The sequence below is a fragment of the Psychrobacter sp. H25 genome (assembly GCF_059076335.1).
This window is the reverse complement of record NZ_JCACRV010000001.1, coordinates 2,913,325-2,932,476: the sequence shown is the minus strand read 5'-3', so window position 1 is coordinate 2,932,476 and position 19,152 is coordinate 2,913,325. Positions and strand designations below refer to the sequence as shown.

16 protein-coding genes and 1 tRNA gene are annotated in these 19,152 nt (G+C 42.6%); 9 read left to right on the top strand and 8 right to left on the bottom strand.

Going from position 1 to position 19,152, the window contains the following annotated elements:
• Positions 1-153: 153 nt before the first annotated feature.
• Both purM and purN read left to right on the top strand, forming a co-directional pair.
• Entirely contained in the window at positions 154-1,215 is a 1,062-nt protein-coding gene (gene purM, locus AC5JPO_RS12055) for a phosphoribosylformylglycinamidine cyclo-ligase (protein WP_493853942.1), read from the top strand.
• Complete coding sequence (gene purN, locus AC5JPO_RS12050) at positions 1,215-1,907, top strand: phosphoribosylglycinamide formyltransferase (protein WP_493853941.1); 693 nt, start codon at positions 1,215-1,217, stop codon at positions 1,905-1,907. Before purM ends, purN begins: the two co-directional genes overlap by 1 nt.
• A gap of 169 nt (positions 1,908-2,076) precedes the next feature.
• On the opposite strand, the gene AC5JPO_RS12045 is transcribed toward purN, so the two are convergent.
• Entirely contained in the window at positions 2,077-3,450 is a 1,374-nt protein-coding gene (locus tag AC5JPO_RS12045; RefSeq protein ID WP_493853940.1) for an NAD-dependent succinate-semialdehyde dehydrogenase, read from the bottom strand.
• A 322-nt stretch (positions 3,451-3,772) separates the two neighbouring features.
• Positions 3,773-4,762 carry a LysR family transcriptional regulator gene (locus tag AC5JPO_RS12040; RefSeq protein ID WP_058025743.1) on the bottom strand — a complete coding sequence of 330 codons (990 nt, stop codon included), beginning with the start codon at positions 4,760-4,762 and terminating at the stop codon, positions 3,773-3,775.
• Positions 4,763-5,469: 707 nt separating this feature from the next.
• On the opposite strand from AC5JPO_RS12040, the gene AC5JPO_RS12035 reads away from it, so the two are divergent.
• Positions 5,470-7,056, top strand: a complete 1,587-nt coding sequence (locus AC5JPO_RS12035) for an isocitrate lyase (protein ID WP_319051255.1) — start codon at positions 5,470-5,472, stop codon at positions 7,054-7,056.
• Positions 7,057-7,204: 148 nt separating this feature from the next.
• A complete protein-coding gene (locus tag AC5JPO_RS12030; protein WP_493853939.1) occupies positions 7,205-8,782 on the top strand; it encodes a CYTH and CHAD domain-containing protein in 1,578 nt (525 codons plus the stop codon).
• 201 nt (positions 8,783-8,983) lie between these two features.
• Here the strand turns inward: AC5JPO_RS12030 and AC5JPO_RS12025 are convergent, their stop codons facing one another.
• Positions 8,984-9,499, bottom strand: coding sequence for a L,D-transpeptidase family protein (locus AC5JPO_RS12025; protein WP_493853938.1), 516 nt, complete (start codon positions 9,497-9,499; stop codon positions 8,984-8,986).
• A gap of 140 nt (positions 9,500-9,639) precedes the next feature.
• Between AC5JPO_RS12025 and AC5JPO_RS12020 the strand changes: the two genes are divergently transcribed.
• Positions 9,640-10,893 carry a hypothetical protein gene (locus tag AC5JPO_RS12020; RefSeq protein ID WP_493853937.1) on the top strand — a complete coding sequence of 418 codons (1,254 nt, stop codon included), beginning with the start codon at positions 9,640-9,642 and terminating at the stop codon, positions 10,891-10,893.
• Between the two features lie 155 nt (positions 10,894-11,048).
• Here the strand turns inward: AC5JPO_RS12020 and AC5JPO_RS12015 are convergent, their stop codons facing one another.
• A complete protein-coding gene (locus AC5JPO_RS12015) occupies positions 11,049-12,287 on the bottom strand; it encodes an argininosuccinate synthase (protein WP_493852222.1) in 1,239 nt (412 codons plus the stop codon).
• Positions 12,288-12,624: 337 nt separating this feature from the next.
• Here AC5JPO_RS12015 and pyrC point away from each other — a divergent pair, with 337 nt between their 5' ends.
• The 4 genes from pyrC to AC5JPO_RS11995 all read left to right on the top strand — a co-directional run bounded on the left by pyrC (position 12,625) and on the right by AC5JPO_RS11995 (position 15,244).
• On the top strand, positions 12,625-13,695 hold the full coding sequence (pyrC, locus tag AC5JPO_RS12010; protein ID WP_493853936.1) for a dihydroorotase: 1,071 nt from the start codon (positions 12,625-12,627) through the stop codon (positions 13,693-13,695).
• 161 nt (positions 13,696-13,856) lie between these two features.
• Complete coding sequence (rnt, locus tag AC5JPO_RS12005) at positions 13,857-14,636, top strand: ribonuclease T (RefSeq protein ID WP_493853935.1); 780 nt, start codon at positions 13,857-13,859, stop codon at positions 14,634-14,636.
• A 282-nt stretch (positions 14,637-14,918) separates the two neighbouring features.
• On the top strand, positions 14,919-15,116 hold the full coding sequence (locus AC5JPO_RS12000) for a hypothetical protein (protein ID WP_319051261.1): 198 nt from the start codon (positions 14,919-14,921) through the stop codon (positions 15,114-15,116).
• A 52-nt stretch (positions 15,117-15,168) separates the two neighbouring features.
• Positions 15,169-15,244 (top strand) — tRNA-Glu (locus AC5JPO_RS11995).
• 220 nt (positions 15,245-15,464) lie between these two features.
• On the opposite strand, the gene AC5JPO_RS11990 is transcribed toward AC5JPO_RS11995, so the two are convergent.
• The 4 genes from AC5JPO_RS11990 to eno form a co-directional block, all read right to left on the bottom strand.
• Positions 15,465-16,073 carry a BLUF domain-containing protein gene (locus AC5JPO_RS11990; protein WP_443525987.1) on the bottom strand — a complete coding sequence of 203 codons (609 nt, stop codon included), beginning with the start codon at positions 16,071-16,073 and terminating at the stop codon, positions 15,465-15,467.
• A gap of 419 nt (positions 16,074-16,492) precedes the next feature.
• A complete protein-coding gene (gene ispD, locus AC5JPO_RS11985) occupies positions 16,493-17,224 on the bottom strand; it encodes a 2-C-methyl-D-erythritol 4-phosphate cytidylyltransferase (protein WP_443525985.1) in 732 nt (243 codons plus the stop codon).
• A 116-nt stretch (positions 17,225-17,340) separates the two neighbouring features.
• Positions 17,341-17,649 carry a septum formation initiator family protein gene (locus AC5JPO_RS11980; protein WP_319051264.1) on the bottom strand — a complete coding sequence of 103 codons (309 nt, stop codon included), beginning with the start codon at positions 17,647-17,649 and terminating at the stop codon, positions 17,341-17,343.
• 161 nt (positions 17,650-17,810) lie between these two features.
• Positions 17,811-19,127 carry a phosphopyruvate hydratase gene (eno, locus tag AC5JPO_RS11975; RefSeq protein WP_443525983.1) on the bottom strand — a complete coding sequence of 439 codons (1,317 nt, stop codon included), beginning with the start codon at positions 19,125-19,127 and terminating at the stop codon, positions 17,811-17,813.
• Between the last annotated feature and the right edge of the window lie 25 nt (positions 19,128-19,152).

Below are 19,152 nucleotides of genomic sequence, written 5' to 3'. Positions count from 1 at the left end.
ATCGGTAAGTTGCTTTGCGAGTGCGGTCTATTTTTGGGTATAATGCGCCCACTGTTTGTAAACTTTACCTTTAAACTTTATAGCGCTGATTTTAGCGTGATTGACTCCCTTACTTTTCAATCCCAATTATCTACCCCCAACTGTGAGATGACTATGAGTGACAAGCCTTCTTTAAGCTACAAAGACGCCGGCGTTGATATCGATGCAGGTGATGCTTTGGTTCAGCGTATCAAGTCCGTTGCAAAAGCCACTACTCGTCCTGAAGTCGTGGGTGGACTTGGCGGTTTTGGTGCGTTATGCCGTATCCCAACAGGTTATACCTCGCCACTATTAGTTTCTGGCACTGATGGTGTGGGCACCAAACTAAAACTAGCATTACAACTCAACCGTCATGACACTATCGGCATTGATTTGGTTGCGATGTGTGTCAATGATCTATTGGTTTGCGGTGCAGAGCCATTGTTCTTTTTAGATTATTATGCAACTGGCAAGCTGGATGTCGATGTTGCGGCGACTGTCGTGACTGGTATTGGTGATGGTTGCAAACTAGCTAACTGTGCGCTCATCGGTGGTGAAACTGCTGAAATGCCAGGCATGTATCAAGATGATGACTATGATCTCGCTGGATTTTGTGTGGGCGTGGTTGAAGAAGCCGAAGTTGTCACCGGTGAAAATGTCGCAGAAGGCGATGTACTGATTGCACTTGCTTCAAGTGGCGCACACTCAAACGGCTACTCACTAGTACGAAAAGTTATCGAAGTCAGCGGTGTTGACGTGACCAACAGTGATGAGCAACTAGATGGTCAGCCTATTCAAGACGCTCTCATGGCGCCTACTCGTATCTATGTAAAAGCCATCAAGGCGCTACAAGATACCCTTGGTAGCTCAGCGCTTCATGCAATGTCGCATATCACAGGTGGCGGCTTAACAGATAACTTACCACGCGTATTGCCTGATGACCTAGCGGCTAGCATTGACACAAACAGCTGGCAGTTCTCAGAGCTGTTCACTTGGCTACAGACCCAAGGTAATATCGCGCAAAGTGAAATGTACCGCACATTCAACTGCGGCGTTGGTTTTGTCATCGTGGTTCCTAAAAACAAAGCAGAAGCAGCTATCAAGACATTGACTGACGCTGGCGAAAACGCTTGGCAATTGGGTGAAATGATCAAACGTAGCACTGATGACCAAGCGGATGCGGTGGTATACCGTTAATGTCTATTGATCAGACAAGCCAGCCTATCAAGCCATTACGTATTGCTGTTTTGGTATCAGGGAGTGGTAGTAATCTACAAGTGCTGATAGATGCTATGCAAGCAGGTGCGCTACCGATAGAAATTGTCGGCGTCATTAGTAATCGTGACGATGCTTATGCATTGACACGTGCTAAAGATGCCAACATTCCAATTGCTGTTTTGTCGCACGTTGCGAGTGGCAAACGCATGGGCATCAAGACCTTTGAAGCCCATGCCAATGAGCAGCTTGTCGCATGGCAACCAGATCTGATTGTTTTGGCTGGATTTATGCGGGTATTGAGCGGTTCATTTATCGATAATGTACCAGTGCCTATGATTAATCTTCATCCTTCTCTACTGCCGGTTTACAAGGGTTTAGATACTCACAAACGAGTCATACAAGCGGGTGATCGTCGTCATGGATGTAGCATTCACAAAGTGACAGCCGAGCTGGATGCAGGTCAAGTGCTGACGCAAGCGGTATTGAATGTCAGTATCAATGATACAGCGGAGCGTTTACAGTCACGGGTACAGAAGCTAGAGCATCAGCTGTTACCGTGGACGATATTACTACTGGCAAAGAATGTATTATCCCTTGAAGTAAATAATACTTCATCACAAGCTAAGCAATATTTACCAACCCTACCATTGCAATTACTCATTGACGAATAAGAATGTTGGTGCATTGATATATAATAATATCAATTACTTGAGCTATTACTTTTGCATTACATAACGAAAAGCCCAGTCACTCATTATGAGTCACTGGGCTTTTTTTGATGACCATTTACAAACTAAATCATAAATAGTCATCTATTATGCTTATATAGTATTTTAAGTTTTAGAATACGTGAACTGCTTTAATGTTTACAAACTCTTTGATACCAAATCCACCATGCTCACGACCATAGCCTGAGTCTTTCACACCACCAAATGGTAGTGCAGGATTTGCTAAGCCATAGCCATTGACGTAGACCATACCTGTATCGAATTGCTCACGGGCCAAACGCACTGCTTTTTCTTCGTCTTTTGAGAATATCGCACCACCTAGACCGTAGCGACTGTCGTTAGCAATTCGCATTGCATCATCTTCGTCTTTTGCACGGATAAGCGAGGCTACAGGACCAAACAATTCATCGTCATAGGCAGGCTGACCTTTCTCGACATTTTCTAAGATAGTTGCTGGATAAAAGCTACCTTTACCTTCTGGTACTTTACCACCAACAGCAATCGTAGCACCTTTGGCTACACTTTGTTCTACTTGCTCATGCAGCTGATCTCGCAAGTCTGCACGTGCTAATGGACCGATGTCTGAACTGTCATCCATTGGATCACCAGATTTGGTGCCTTCGAACTTCTCTACGATACGTTTGCGAAATTCATCATACACGCTGTCGACTACAATAAAACGCTTCGCTGCGACGCAAGTTTCACCGTTATTGATCAAACGGGCTTGGGTACAAGTCTCAACAGCAGTATCTATGTCTGCATCTTCTAAAACGATGAATGCATCGTTAGAACCGAGCTCTAATACGGCTTTTTTGATTGCTTTGGCTGCTTGTTGTCCAACGATACGGCCAGCATCGTCACTACCAGTTAGCGTCACACCGCGTACTTTATCGTTTCCGATTAGCTCTTCTGATTGATCATGATCAATCAAGATAGTGCGGAATAAATCATTCGGTAATTCTGATTCATGAAGAATCTTTTCAATCAATAAACCTGAGCCAGTGACGTTAGAAGCATGTTTTAGCAATACACTGTTACCAGCCATTAGGTTAGCAATCGTATAGCGGAACACCTGATACGCTGGGAAGTTCCAAGGCTGCATACCATAGATGATACCAATCGGTTGATAGGTCACAAGACCTTTTTTCATACCTTCGATATCACGTACATCATCAGCTAAAGAAGCGACACCGTTTTCAGCTGTGTAGTCGCAAATCGCTTTGCATAGACCTAGCTCTTGTACGCTTTGGCTATATAGCTTACCGCGCTCTTCGGTCATGAGCTCAGACAGCTCTTCCTTATACTCCATCAGCTTGTCGCCGATAGTCTTGATAATACGGCCGCGCTCTTCATGGCTGACATTACGCCATTCTAAAAATGCATTGTGGGAAGCGTCAACGATTTTGTTGACTTCTTCATTGCTCATGTAGTCGTAGTTTTTTATGTCTTCACCAGTGGCTGGGTTTACAGTAGTAATATCTGACATATTATTGTCCTTGTTATTTGATTTTATGTGTTTGTATAGTTTTATCTGCTTGGTTATTCTGTATTTAGTAGCAGTGCTACTTTTGATTTTTAATTATTTGTTATTACATCGATAGCGGCGTTCGTTAATCACTCGTCCTCTATCTGCAGACATATTACCAAGTGTGGGCAGCGAAGAGTTTTACAATATATTGTAAAGTGTGTTGAAGATGTTAAGAGTGTGACCGTCTTATTAAGAATGGCTAAATATTAGAAAAGACTTTATAGCAGCTCTAAACAAAAAGACCAGCCTAGTGGCTGGTCTATATAGAACAATCGAGTCTTTAAAACAAATGGTTGATAACAGGTATTTCCTGTGGTGGGTTTTCTTCTTCAGCTACCACTTGGCGTGCTACATGCATGATGAGCTGACGTAACCATCGATGCGCTGGGTGATGCTGCAGCAGTGGTGACCAAGCCATCGTCAGCTCAAATTCAGGAATAAAAAACGGTGGCTCTTCCATCATAATGCTGTCGTTGTTAGCTTGCATTCTCGCCACACGGGTGGGCAATGTTGCTATCAAATCTTTGTTTGCTGCAAGCATGGCTGGCATCTGATAATGACGAGTAAACACACTAATTTGGCGTTTTTGCCCAAGGCGCTGCAAGGCCTGATCGATTGAGCCAAGTCCACCTGATTTTTCTGGATTGACCCCAAAGCCCACACCCATACCTGTCTTAGATACCCAGACATGCTGCGCTTTTAGATAATTTTTTAGATTAAAACGGTTGGCATAAGGACTCTCAGAAGATAACAGACAACTAAACGTATCACGCCATACCAGCACCTGATGAAAGCTTTGCGGTATCTCATTAAAACGGTTGATTGCCAAATCAACACGCCCCTGCTCCATGTCACGATAAGAGACATCTGATGGGGTCAAAAAGTCCAAAATAACATTGGGGGCCTCAGAGCGTAGCGCTTTTACGAGCTTGGGTACCAAGGTCGCTTCGGCATAGTCTGAGGTCATGATACGAAACACACGTGACGTACTATAAGGACGGAACTCAGTACGCGGCTCTAGGACTTGAGTCAAGTCAGCGAGTATCTCCCGAATACGCGGCTGTAGCTCAAGGGCGCGCTCAGTCGGTGTCATACCTTCAGATGAGCGCACCAGTAGCGGATCATTAAATAACTTGCGTAAACGCCGCAAAATATTACTCATGGCAGGCTGGGTAATACCAAGCTGCTCTGCTGCGCGAGTGACGTTTTTTTCTCGTAGCAACACATCTAAATGGACTAATAAATTTAAATCAACCCGCTGCAAATTCATATCTATTTCTCTTGGCTTTTGAATAAGTACTACTGCAAGTTTGGTATTCTCAATGCTGTAATGGCTAGTGCTGTAATAGTTAATGCTGTGATGACAGATTGCGGTTTATAACAGCATCAGTCTTATAATTTTTGATTGACCTTGCTATACCAATCGCTAGTTATAACCCAATTTACCTATCGCAACATACTGTTATACATGCATTATAACCTATAAAAATACTAAAGATAACTATCATAAATTAGATAAATCTTGGTAAGACAGTTATAGTAAGTTCCATAAAGGATTTGCGAAAAAAATAATCAAGTTGAGTCTTATGAGCTGAGTGCAGGCCAAAAAAACTCAATAGCAACTCAATAACTAAGTAGCATATTAATGGTTTTTATTGGCAGTGAAACATTACCAAGCGACTGTATTATTGTAACATCTCTTGTTACCCATTATGACATCGCTGCCCATTAAATACTTATATGCCTTAGCGATAAACGAATTATCACCTATAAGATAGTCATTATTTTCAACTGCTGAGTTTAGCAATCCCCTTGTATTAATGCATCGGTTTGTTTAGGGTAAATAGAACTTAGACAGATTAGTAATGACCCAAATTCTACATATAGCTTTGTTAGTTTAATAAGAATCCTAGTAATACATGTTTTTATTACTTTAATAATTAACTTATTTTTTACACCCCACCAAGGAGACTATAGATGTCAACTGCATATAAATCAGCGATCGACTTAGTACGTGAATTGAAGCAAAAGCACGGCAACTGGCAGAACATTAGCGAAGTTGATGCTGCACGTATGATGTCACAAAACCGTTTTAAAACGGGCTTGGATATCGCAAAATATACTGCAAAAATCATGCGTCAAGACATGGAAGATTATGACAATGATACATCTCAGTACACGCAGTCTTTAGGTGCATGGCATGGCTTTGTTGCACAGCAAACCATGTATGCTAAGAAAAAATATTTCGGTACAACCTCTAAAACTTACATCTACCTTTCAGGTTGGATGGTAGCTGCCCTACGTTCTGAGTTTGGTCCTCTACCTGACCAATCTATGCACGAAAAAACATCAGTACCTAAGCTAATCGAAGAGATCTACACGTTTTTACGTCAAGCTGATGCTAAAGTATTGAACGACTACTTCCGTGAGTTAAACGCTGCTGAAGAAGCGGGTCAAGATACTTCAGCCATCCTAGAAAAAATCGAAAACTTTGATTCACATGTAGTGCCAATCATTGCTGATATCGATGCAGGTTTCGGTAATGAAGAAGCCACTTACCTATTGACCAAGCAAATGATTGAAGCTGGTGCTTGTGCCATTCAGGTTGAAAACCAAGTATCTGATGCTAAGCAATGTGGTCACCAGGCGGGTAAAGTCACCGTACCACATGAAGACTTCATCTCTAAGCTAAACGCTATTCGTTATGCATTCCTAGAGCTTGGTGTTGAAGATGGTGTTATCGTTGCTCGTACTGACTCTGAAGGTGCATCACTAACGCAAAAAATCCCAGTATCAAATGAGCCAGGTGATCTTGCTTCTAAGTACATCGACTTCATCGAAATGGAAGAAGTATCTCTTGAAGATGCAAAAGAAAACGACAGCTTGCTTAAGCACAACGGTAAACTAGTACGTCCAGTTCGTTTGCCTAACGGTCTATATCAATTCCGTGAAGAAACTAACATCGACCGCGTTGTACTTGACTGTGTAACTGCTCTAGAAAACGGTGCTGATCTACTATGGATCGAAACACCTACGCCAGACGTTGCACACATCAAATCAATGGTTGACCGTATTAAAGAGCAACAGCCTAAAGCGAAGCTTGTATACAACAACAGCCCATCATTCAACTGGACGCTTAACTTCCGTAAGCAAGTTATCGCACAGTGGGAAGAAGAAGGTAAAGACATCTCTAGCTACAACAAAGATGACTTGATGAGTGCTGATTATGATGGTACAGAGCTTGATGCAGCAGCTGATGTTGCCGCTAAGAACTTCCAACGTGATGCATCACGTGAAGCTGGTGTATTCCATCACTTAATCACGCTACCGACTTACCACACGACTGCTCTTAGCGTTCATGAACTTGCTAAAGGTTACTTCGGTGAAGAAGGTATGCTTGCTTATGCAGCTGGCGTACAGCGTAAAGAAATCCGCGAAGGCATCTCTTGTGTTAAGCACCAAGCAATGGCCGGTTCTGACCTTGGCGATGATCACAAAGAAATCTTCTCTGGTGATAACGCACTAAAAGCTGGTGGTGGCAAAAACACGATGAACCAGTTCTAATAACTGACAGATTAGCAGTATTTATCAAAAAACCGCCCTACATGACGTAGGGCGGTTTTTTATTGCGGTTTAAACAATCAGAGAATGGTAGACTAATAGTAATAAAGCTATCAATCAGAGCCGTCAGTCAGAATTATTAGGAGCCAATATGCAAGAGATAGAGCTGAAGTTTTTGGTACCAGAGTCACGCCTAAAAGGTTTAATGCGTCAAGCAAAAGTTAAATCTTCCCAAGTGACGCAACTGGCTGCACATTACTATGATACGCCTGACCAGCAGCTTGCACAGGCAGGTATTGGTTTGCGCATTCGAAAAGAAAACGATACTTGGGTCCAAACCATCAAAGCATCTGGTGACGGTATTGCTGCTCGCTTAGAACACAATGCTGTACTCGATAATGAGCAAGTACAAACGATGCTTGACGATAATGAATTGATGCCTGATTTAACGATATATGAAGACACCTCGGTCGCCCCTGCACTGGCGGACTTTAAGCTCAAAAAACTACAAAAAGCACTGACGCGGTTATATGTTACTGATGTACAGCGCACTACGCGATTACTGACAGAAACTAATGATGACGACATAAATAGCTGTATCGAAGTGGCCTATGATCAGGGAGAGATCATTCATGGGACTGATAAGACTCAGCGAAAAACCATTCAAGAAATAGAGTTCGAATTGGTGTCAGGAGATATAGATTTTTTGTTTATGACAGCAAAAACATGGTGTAAACGCTACAAGCTGTGTCTATCTACCGTAACCAAAGCTGAGAATGGTGGCTTATTGATTAATGAACAAGACCATAGTCCAGCCGTTGATGCCGATCTTAGCCAGTTGCAAGTAGATAAAGACAGTAGCGCGCCCGCCTTCATAAGGTCTGTGGTACATAATTGTCTACTACAGATACTGCCCAATAGCAGTGCTATTATCGCTGGAAGCACTGATCACGAGCATATTTTACAGCTAAGAGTTGGAATAGATCGCCTGCATGCTGCCCTAAAAGCATTTGCTGATTTCTCTGATGAGATTAACCCTGAATGGCTGTCGATACTCGAACAGACGGCAAATTTGCTTGGCACTTATTATCAACTTGCTTATATTGGTTCACATATCGAGCCTGAGCTACAGGCACTCGGCGCACCTGCTGTTGACTGGACGACAGATATCGAAGACATAAAAATCACACCTATCAATACGCTGCAAGCCAATGATTTTCAGATCACTTTGTTAGAGTTGATTGCTTTTACTATGAGTGATCCAAGCATTGAGCCTCACACTGATCAGCTTGCCTGCGATAAGTTGGCAAAGATTCTAACTAAACAGTATAAAAAGTGCATTAAAACCAGTAAAAAAATTGAGGCATTCAGCAGGCTTGACGACAATGACGATATAGTTGAAGACGTGATTGATGACAGTCAATCAGAAGACAAGTTGTGCAATCATCTAAAAGAGCTGTGCTACGTTAGTGAATTTTCTATTCCCTTGCTAAGTAAGAAAAAATCTAAGAAAAAGACCAGACGCTGGCGAAAGCGGCTGGCAAAAGCGCAAGCAGCATTAGCACAGCGCAATGATGATAGCAAATATCATGCGTTTTATGCTCTAAAATCAGCCACAGATACGAACGCATTATATGGAGCAGGTTGGTTTGCCGCCATGCTTACTGATGACCCAAGTTATATTGAATCACGTTTGGCTAAGTTCAAAGATAGCGCTACGTTTTGGTAAAGTTGTCATCTAGCACTGATGCTAATGACGATACTAACAACGATAAAAAAGACAGCTTACTTAATACGAGCTGTCTTTTTTATCGTCCATTTTTCCTGTTTAGTAGCCTCTCTCATCGTCGAATGCTCAGTATTAGTGGTTATAACTAGAACCATATGACTATAAGACTCTCTTATCTAAAGATAAGTTATCCACTGACAGTCAATTGGGCACGATGGTTACCGGCATACCCTCTTCGACTTGTTCAAACAATTCAACAATATCTTCATTGCGCATACGCACACAACCATGTGACAACGGTATGCCCATCGGCTCGGTATCAGGTGTACCATGAATATAGATGTACCGATCATAAGTATCACAGCCGCCTTGGCTGTTGCTGCCTTTGTTTGATCCTTCTTCCAATCCGCTTAACCATAGGATACGGCTCAGTATCCAATCGCGGTTGGGATGACGCGTACCCAGCTCATTGTCATATATTTCACCAGTTGGTACACGTCCTACAAACACGGCCCTCATGGGCTCATCGCCACCTATTTTCATTTCGATAATATGCTTACCCAGTGGCGTACATCCACTATCCTGCTGACTTCCGATACCGTTTTTTGCAGTCGATATCGTGTATCGTGCAGTCTCAGAATGCTGCTGATAAACCGTTAACGTTTGCTCAGCAATATTGATCACCAACTGCTGATCAGGTGTTTTGTTATGAGTCATAAATGTATCCAATGATCAGTCATTAATAGGATTACTATTAGCATAATCCGTAAAATGATTAAAAATTTCTATTATTAAGGGATTGTATCAAGGCATTGGGCACCGTAAGATAGGGGCACACTTTTTGATGCTAGCAGATTATGACAACTATTTCACCGACACGTGTGTCGATGTATGATTTTTTATATCATGATACCAAGCCAATGCTGTCGCTATTGGCTGATGCCTCACAGCTCTCATTGCCACAAGCGCGCTTGGCAATGGATGCCAGCCTACAAGCAATTCTAAGTGCGCTACTTGCCTATCAGCAGCAGCATCAAGGACAAGTACTTAGCAAAAGGCTCTTCGGACGTGCTGCTGTCAAAGAATTGCGACAGTATAACTCTATGAATTTTGCAACCATGAAGGCAACACTATATCACCGTCACGATGCTGCAGATGCTGTATTTAGTGACAATGCACGTGTCATAAAAGTGAGCGATCATATTGCTGAAAAAATTGGTGCCACGACGCAACAAGTTCAGATTTTACTTACCTCTTTGTGCGTGATTGTGCTGCGCGAATTGGCTATTCTGGCAGAATATAGCCAACTTGATAATGACGAGCGAAATAAATGGTTTGCTATGCAGCCACAGTTTTTGTCAGCAGCAAGATTTAGTACAGATGAGGTGCAAGCAGTACCCGCTGAGACAGAAAATATCGATAATGAGCCTGATACGCTGACAGAGCGCTCAGATAATAGTGTAGATAGCGCCGCAGAGCTCACACTATTAAACGCTGAGCAACTATCAGGTACGCCGCCGCCATTTGATACTTACTGGTACGAGTTGACTGGATTTAAGCCTGAAAACTATGAGCCTGTACAGGACATGCAGTTAGCAACTGGCAATTATTTAAAAGCCATTGGTCGCTCACGTGATAATTTGCAGCAAGGTCGCCATAACGACATGCTGGTCTTTACAGAGATGCACGCTATTGTATTACCGCATCAACGCTGGCTATTACAATTGGCGAAGATCTCTGACATCTATCTTAGTCGGAATCGACTGCGTGTTAACTCTGAACCTGCCAACCCGCCCAAGCCGCCTTTGGTAAGTTTAGGTTTGATCGGTGGTAATCAAGATAACACTCCGACGACGACAAGTGAGAAGCCCATAGAGTATGAGAAATCTACACCGCTTTGGAAAAACCCTGTCATTCTCATCATCATACTGGTCATCGGTGTGCTTGGTGCGCTCGCTGCTCTCAAATATCAATCGCAAAAGTCTGATGGACTCATATTGGCTACCGAAGAAGTACTAGAGCAAGATGCCATTGAAGAGCGTCAGCAGCAGGATGTCGCTATTGTCATGGTAGATGATGAAGATTCTGACACTGCAGTAGTGGCTGAGTAGGTATTTACTCTCTGCAAATTTGTGTTCGAAAAACTCAAGGCAGAATCATGAGTAATACAATAAAAAGTGACTAGCAATAAAAAAAGAGGCTCTATATTAATAGAGCCTCTTTTTTGTGTGTCATTCAAATTAGCCAATAGATAGGACAGGCAAATCTATTTTGATAAATCGCGACCACGGCTAGCTTCGATAGCTAAGCGTAGACCATTTAGACGAATAAAGCCTTCTGCATCTTTTTGATCATAAGCGCCAGCATCATCTTCGAAAGTAGCGATTTTTTCGTCAAATAATGAATCGTTTGACTTACGGCCAACGACACTTACGCTACCTTTATATAGTTTTACACGTACAGTACCGTTGACGTATTCTTGTGATTTGTCAATCAATGCCTGTAGCATCATACGCTCAGGGCTAAACCAGTAGCCATTATAGATAATTTTTGCATAGCGTGGCATGAGCTCATCTTTTAGATGGGCAGCTTCACGGTCAAGCGTTAACGACTCAATACCGCGATGCGCTTTTAGCATAATCGTACCTGCTGGCGTCTCATAGCAGCCACGTGATTTCATACCGACATAACGGTTTTCAACGATATCTAAACGACCGATACCATGTTTTCCGCCCAGTTCATTCAGCTTGATCATTACTTCATACGGCTTGAGCGTCTCACCATCGATAGCAACAATATCACCTTTTTCGTATTCTATTTCTAAATATTGTGCTTCATCAGGTGCTGCTTCTGGGCTAACAGACCAGCGCCACATGTCTTCTTCTGCTTCGGTATATGGCTCTTCTAAAATACCACCTTCAAAAGAGATGTGAAGTAGGTTGGCATCCATTGAATAAGGCGATTTTTTCTTGTTGCCAGCGTAATCAATAGCAATATCATGCTCTTCAGCATATTTCATTAAGCTTTCACGGCTTGACAAGTCCCACTCACGCCAAGGTGCAATGGTGACCACGTCTGGAGACAGAGCAACTGCCCCTAGCTCAAAACGAACCTGGTCATTACCTTTACCAGTTGCACCATGGCTGATAGCGTCGGCGTTGTGTTCTTTGGCAATCTCAACCAAACGCTTAGCAATCAATGGACGGGCGATAGACGTACCGAGTAAGTATTCACCTTCATAGATGGCATTGGCACGGAACATAGGGAATACATAGTCACGAGCGAACTCTTCGCGCAAGTCTTCAATATGAATATGCTTGATACCCATCGCTTGAGCTTTGGCTCGTGCTGGCTCAACTTCTTCGCCTTGTCCGATATCAGCGGTAAAAGTGATCACTTCCGCATCATAGGTTTCTTGCAGCCATTTGGCGATGATTGAGGTATCAAGACCACCTGAATATGCCAATACAATTTTATTAATATTTTTTGGATCAAGTTGAGCCATGAAAAACTCCTGTTATGAGAATGTAGTTTTGGGAAACGCGCTAAGATCAAATCGAAAGCAAATTGAAATACAATTACCCGCTCAGTGTACATCATATTTACTATAGGCAAAAGTCTAACTGCCACACAGCGTACGGTTTTAGCTCAATTTTCAAACCATACCGTTTCCTACTCTCAGCACTTATATTTTATGTGATGAAAAAAACCAAGTAACGCGCCCTAAATTATGTACAGATACTGAGCCTTATATTTAGTCAAGTGAGCAAATCTGTTATGATAGTCACACAATATCACTCCCTTTTTTTCCTTTATTTTACGATATAGAGCGCTTTGACACTATGACTGATTCGATTAGAGAATTGACCATCCTTCAACCAGATGACTGGCATATTCACTTGCGTGACGATCTAGCATTGAGTACGACCGTACCTCATGCAGCAAGTAGTTTCAACCGCGTAATCTGTATGCCAAATCTAGTACCACCTGTCAAAAATGCTCATGATGCGCGAGCCTACCGTGCGCGTATTATGGATCAGTTAGCCGCCAGTGACTTGAGTCTGGAGCGAAAATCGGCTTTTGACCCCCGTATGACTTTATATTTGACTGATAATACGACAGCTCAAGATATTGAGTTGGCAGCACAGTCAGGTATCGTGCAAGCTGTCAAATTGTATCCTGCTGGGGCGACTACCAACTCTGCCGATGGCGTCACTAATATCAACGCTTGTGTCGATGTGTTTGAAGCATTAGAAAAGCACAACTTACCACTACTGATACATGGCGAAGTCACCCAAGACCACGTAGATATCTTTGATCGCGAAAAGCGTTTCTTAGATGAAGTATTGGCTCAAATCATCGTCAAATTCCCCACACTAAAAATCGTGGTAGAGCATATCACCACCAGCGATGCTGCGGATTTTGTATTGTCTCAAGGCAACCATGTTGCAGCGACTATCACACCGCAACATTTGATGTTCAATCGCAATCATCTGTTGGTTGGCGGTATCAAACCACACTTTTATTGCTTGCCTATTCTGAAACGTGAAAGCCATCAAAAGGTGCTGCTGGATGTTGCAACCAGCGGTAATCCTAAATTCTTCCTAGGCACCGACTCTGCGCCACATGCAACGGATAAAAAAGAAGCCGCTTGTGGCTGTGCTGGCTGCTATAGTGCAGCGACTGCCCTACCGTTATACGCCACTGCTTTTGATAGTGTGGGAAAAATAGACAAGCTAGAGGGGTTCGCCAGTCGTTTTGGTCCGCAATTCTATGGTCTACCTCTAAACGAGAGTACCATTACACTCGTTGACACCCCTATGCAAGTGCCAACTGACTATCCTTATTTTGATGGTGCTTCTCTGACGCCGCTTATGGCAGGTGAAACATTGCCTTGGTCTCTAAAGGCATAGTGCTCGCAGATTTTAGCACTTATAAAGAGATCTATTAACATCATGATATTAACGATGCCTTTGTACTATATTATTTAGTATTAAAGGCATTATTAATATCATAGGATGCTTATTTCTTATTCAATATACCAGTACGACTGATAAAAGTGATTTAACTTGATATGACCAACCAAAATACAGTAACTTTGCCAAGCGAAGAGTTATCAAACCCTACTGACACAAGCCTCAATGTGACTGTAAATACTGCGGCGGATGACAAGGTAGATGACGAACACGCACCTAGGCGTTTAAAAGATCGTTTTCGCAAATTTTTACCTGTTGTCGTCGATGTTGAAACAGCGGGTTTTAATGCCCAGACTGATGCGCTACTAGAAATCGCCTGTATTCCTGTGCTACTTGATGAGCAAGGTGTATTTTATCCGGGCGAGGCATTTAATGCTCACGTTGAGCCGTTTGAAGGAGCAAATTTAGAACCAAGCGCTCTTGCCTTTACTGGTATTGATCCTAATAATCCCATGCGTAAAGCCATCGCTGAAGACGAAAAGTCTGCCTTGCGCCGTATTTTCAAGGGATTAAAAGATGTGCGCCGTGAGGAAGACTGTCGTCAGTGTGTCTTAATTGGTCACAATGCGCATTTTGACTTGGCATTTTTGAACGCTGCCGTATTACGTACCAATAGTAAAAACCACAATCCTTTTCACAACTTTTCGGTATTTGATACCGTGACCTTATCCGCACTGGCATTTGGTCAAACTGTGCTAGCACGTGCTTGCAAAGCAGCAGGGCTTGAATTCGATGGTAAAAACGCACACTCAGCACTATATGATACTCAAAAAACTGCTGAGCTGTTCTGCCACATACTCAACCATTACCCTATGTTGGCCAATGCCATGCATAATGAAGACGCCAAAGAAGAATCAGTCGACAATAATAGTGAATAAGTCACATATCATGTATTGCCAACCACACGTAATAGTGCTATTTGTAATACTTGATGACTTTGACATCTTGATTTGATAATCAATAGGGATATGATTGATATCACGATAAGCAGGCGGGATTACTTTTATGACAGTAAGTATCATATTCTAGGATGAACGATATGATTAACTTATAGTGAAATATCGCTTTTGAGCGATACAGTTATATCCTATAGATGATTTGAGTTGCTCACACTGTCTTGGTAGCCAATACTACTAAGACCTAATTGGAGGGACTTCATTATGGATCCACAACTGAAACTATGGGGGACCATCATTGGTTATATGCTACTTGCTTTGACCATCAGCGCTTGTACTTCTTTATGGATTCGACATCATTTAAAGCGTAAAGACCTACATCCTCGCCGTGCAATTAAAAAAAGATATTTAATTTTAAAAAGACGTAGAAAAAGGCTTGACAGAAAGCGCCGACGCTATTAAAATACGCACCACTTCAGCATAAATGGTGAAAGCAGTTGAAGTGTTGTTACTAGTCCCCATCGTCTAGAGGCCTAGGACACCGCCCTTTCACGGCGGTAACGGGGGTTCGAATCCCCCTGGGGACGCCACTATTCGGCGTCACTTATTAGCACAAATACTTAGTATTCGATTAGACTAATAAGCGTACCACTAAAAGCCCCCTTCATAATCTATTATGAAGGGGGCTTTTTTTATGTTGATTTTTAGCGCTCAAACGATTCATTCAAACAAGAAAGCCAGCATCTAGTGCTGGCTTTTTTCAATTATATTCTAAGCTAAATATTACTTACTATGATATAGGTCTATCGATTACAGCATTAGCCACAACAATGTAGCAGCTATCATCAAACCCAGTACCGTCTGAATCAAAAAGAACGCCTGATGCTGACCAACAACTTTGCTCAAAGTTACCCCCAGAGTACTATACTTAACAGGTGGCGTATCGATTTCACCTGTTTTACTTCGTTCTTCGTAATAGCACTGCAAAACATCTAAGAACCTCTCCCATTCACTAGTGTTCCAAGTCTGGGGCTTAAACGGCATGAGCTTTTTGAGTTCAGGGTCTTTGGTCATCCAACGCTCAAGTGTGATAGAGCGTAATGACCAGCTACCGAATCGGCGCTCAGTAATTTCCGAAAAATCTAAAATCTCTAAATCCTTGTGTCGATCATCTACTAACAAGCGATTTTTTAAGTTTGTTAGCGCCTGTTCTGAACCTTCTACGCATTGGAAAAAGTAACCGTTGCCGTAGCAAAGGATACCCGTAATATTATTGGTATGGTTACTATCAACTGCGGTCTCTGAAATGTCATTAAGCGTGCTAGGACTTGAAAGACCAGTAGAGGTAATCCGGCTTATATATACAAGACGGCAGAGATCTGTCGTTACTGGATTTGTCGAATCGTTGATTGTTGACAATCAGCTTCTCCCTATTATTAGGTAAATGTCGCTAAAACAATCATACTAACTTCAGAAAAATATAGAGACAACGCTTCTATGCGTGATGAATGAGTCTGATATATTATTGATTTTATAAGTTTTTATATTAATTGTATTAAGTTAGTTACATCATAGGTTAGTTTAGTCATCAAAGCAACCTCTTTCGATTGATAGTCTTATTTCTGTACAAAAAACATGTAACAACAATATATTATATTTCAAGTTAATATATGCGAGCTGATATATACCGTGATATAGGCTTTTTACTACTTACTATGATTTGATATTTGAGAAGGCATTAAGACACCAACTAATGATTGATGTTTATAGAATATGTGAATCGAGAATGGTAGCTGCCTTATATAAAAAGCAACTTGATAGTGTTGAGGAGAATGGAGTTAGGATTGAATAGTCAGAATTGCTGAGAGCAACACCGCATCATCGGGATACGTAAGCTTTATGTTTTGTCGACTACCAGACACTAGACGTATCGGTAACTCTAAATGCTCAAAAGCACTGGCTTCGTCAGTAATACTGAGCTGGTGTTCCGATACATAATTTAGGACCCGTCTGAGCTGTCCCAAACGAAATACTTGCGGCGTTTGTGCTTGCCATATATTGCTACGGTCAATAGTACGCTTGGCATAAGGGCTTGTACTGCTGCCCTCTTCTATCGATACCGGCTTTGTATGAGAGGTTTTTAACGTATCTGCTACTGGTGTTGCCAAGATAGCGCCATAAGGCTCCCTCATCGCCGCTTCAATAACTTGATCTATATCAGCAACAGGCACTGCAGGACGAGCCGCGTCATGAATTAGTACCAGATCTGAATCATTCGCGCCTGTCTGAATGATTGACTCAACCCCTGCTTTTACCGACTGCCAGCGCTCTTCTCCGCCGACTGCGTAGTATATAGGGATAGCAAACTCTAGCTGCTGCGCTGTATTATCATCTGCCGCTATAACCAACAGACACTTATCGATATAGGTACTACGACCGAGCCGTGCCAAACTATGCTGCAATAATGTCTGATCTTGCAGTGTCGTATACTGTTTGGCGATAGACGCACCAAAGCGGCTGCCGCGACCAGCTGCGACAATCATAGCGTGAATGCTTGGGGGTTTATTCATAGTGGTGTACTCATGGTTGGGGCCATGACAGTATATTTAAAGGGGAACGCTGAAGAGGTGAAAGGTAATTACTGATTTTGTGATAAGTCATAACGTACGGTAGTACTTCATACAAACTAGTAAGCGCTATGGGTCGTAGGTGCAGTAGACACTTGAACGAAGGTCTCATTGGGCTTAATCAGTCCCAGGTCTAGACGCGCATGTTCCTCTACCGCTTCAAGTCCGGTTTTTAAGTCTTGAACATCGGTACGTAATAGGTTGTTTGCTGCCACTTGATTATCATTCATGCGCTGTTGATCTTCAATTTGAGTGGTCAACTTATTATGTTCAAACCGACCATTTTCACCCAGCCAATACTGATATTGCAATCCCAAAAGCACTGCAACGGCTAAAGCAAGTAGTATAAATTGGCTAAAGTATTTCATAAGATGATAACGCCAAACGACATAGAAAGAATGATAGTAGGGTTTTGAGCTGATCAGGCGATACATAAGTGATTATATACCGCCTGATTTTGACTGTCATCTCAGTTTACGATATCGGGATCTTTGACGTACAATACACATCAAAAATCCCAGTCAATCTCTTAACCACGTAAACCGATAAACTCTTCACGGCCACGATAGCTTGCACGTACTTGCTGCTCGATACGTAGCAACTGGTTGTACTTTGCAACGCGGTCTGAGCGGCATAGCGAGCCTGTTTTGATCTGACCTGCTGCCGTACCAACTGCTAAATCTGCGATAGTGCTATCTTCAGTCTCACCTGAACGATGCGAGATAATAGTAGCGTAGCCATTTTTCTTCGCCATATAGATCGCATCTAGCGTCTCTGACAAGGTGCCAATTTGATTAAACTTAATCAAAATAGCATTGGCAATATGCTTATCAATACCTTCTTGCAAGATCGCAGGATTGGTCACAAACAAATCATCACCAACCAACTGGACTTTATCACCGATCTGCTCAGTCAAATACTTCCAACCATCCCAATCCGACTCATCAAGACCATCTTCAATAGAGATAATAGGATACTGGCGTGCCAGCCCAACTAGGTAGTCTGAAAATCCTTGGCTATCAAACGCTTTGTTGCCTTCGCCTGCCAAAACGTATTGACCATCTTTATAAAATTCACTGGCTGCACAATCTAGCGCCAAATGGATATCTTCACCGGCTTTGTAACCGACTTGCTCGATCGCCTGCATAATGACGGTAATGGCTTCTTCGTTACTACGTAAGTTTGGTGCAAACCCACCTTCATCGCCGACTGCTGTATTTAGACCTTGTGATTTCAACACAGATTTCAAGCTGTGGAAAATCTCTGTACCAGCACGCAGCGCTTCTGAAAAGCTAGTGAAGCCTACAGGCTCAATCATAAATTCTTGGATATCAACCGTATTGTCTGCGTGCTCACCACCGTTCAAGATGTTCATCATCGGTACAGGCATAGTCAATGACGTCTGATTGCGCAGGTTGGCAATGTACTGATGTAATGGTAGATTTTGTGACTTAGCTGCCGCTTTGGCAGTAGCAAGTGACACCGCTAGCATGGCATTGGCGCCTAGGCTTTCTTTGTTTTCTGTGCCATCTAATGCAATCATGGCATCATCGATACCTTGCTGCTCAGTCACGTTTTTGTCCATCAAAGCACTACGAATTTGACTATTGACATTAGAGACGGCTTTTTTGACACCTTTGCCCATATAGCGAGCATTATCGCCATCACGTAGCTCAAGCGCTTCACGTGAGCCTGTTGATGCGCCACTCGGAGCAGCAGCACGTCCGACAGTGCCATCAGCTAAGATCACATCAGCTTCGATAGTTGGGTTACCGCGTGAATCTAAAATTTCACGAGCGCGGATGTCTTTAATTGCGGTGACGTTGTTGGTTTCTTCAGCGTACATAATGTCTGTTAATTCCTTTGGTCAT

Excerpts from the sequence above, each read along its gene's own strand:
- rnt (WP_493853935.1), top strand. The coding sequence starts at position 13,857 with ATGACCAACCAAAATACAGTAACTTTGCCAAGCGAAGAGTTATCAAAC.
- AC5JPO_RS12015 (WP_493852222.1), bottom strand. The coding sequence starts at position 12,287 with ATGGCTCAACTTGATCCAAAAAATATTAATAAAATTGTATTGGCATAT.
- AC5JPO_RS12045 (WP_493853940.1), bottom strand. The coding sequence starts at position 3,450 with ATGTCAGATATTACTACTGTAAACCCAGCCACTGGTGAAGACATAAAA.
- eno (WP_443525983.1), bottom strand. The coding sequence starts at position 19,127 with ATGTACGCTGAAGAAACCAACAACGTCACCGCAATTAAAGACATCCGC.
- purN (WP_493853941.1), top strand. The coding sequence starts at position 1,215 with ATGTCTATTGATCAGACAAGCCAGCCTATCAAGCCATTACGTATTGCT.
- AC5JPO_RS12000 (WP_319051261.1), top strand. The coding sequence starts at position 14,919 with ATGGATCCACAACTGAAACTATGGGGGACCATCATTGGTTATATGCTA.
- ispD (WP_443525985.1), bottom strand. The coding sequence starts at position 17,224 with ATGAATAAACCCCCAAGCATTCACGCTATGATTGTCGCAGCTGGTCGC.
- AC5JPO_RS11980 (WP_319051264.1), bottom strand. The coding sequence starts at position 17,649 with ATGAAATACTTTAGCCAATTTATACTACTTGCTTTAGCCGTTGCAGTG.
- AC5JPO_RS12030 (WP_493853939.1), top strand. The coding sequence starts at position 7,205 with ATGCAAGAGATAGAGCTGAAGTTTTTGGTACCAGAGTCACGCCTAAAA.
- pyrC (WP_493853936.1), top strand. The coding sequence starts at position 12,625 with ATGACTGATTCGATTAGAGAATTGACCATCCTTCAACCAGATGACTGG.
- AC5JPO_RS12040 (WP_058025743.1), bottom strand. The coding sequence starts at position 4,762 with ATGAATTTGCAGCGGGTTGATTTAAATTTATTAGTCCATTTAGATGTG.
- AC5JPO_RS12020 (WP_493853937.1), top strand. The coding sequence starts at position 9,640 with ATGACAACTATTTCACCGACACGTGTGTCGATGTATGATTTTTTATAT.
- AC5JPO_RS12025 (WP_493853938.1), bottom strand. The coding sequence starts at position 9,499 with ATGACTCATAACAAAACACCTGATCAGCAGTTGGTGATCAATATTGCT.
- AC5JPO_RS12035 (WP_319051255.1), top strand. The coding sequence starts at position 5,470 with ATGTCAACTGCATATAAATCAGCGATCGACTTAGTACGTGAATTGAAG.
- purM (WP_493853942.1), top strand. The coding sequence starts at position 154 with ATGAGTGACAAGCCTTCTTTAAGCTACAAAGACGCCGGCGTTGATATC.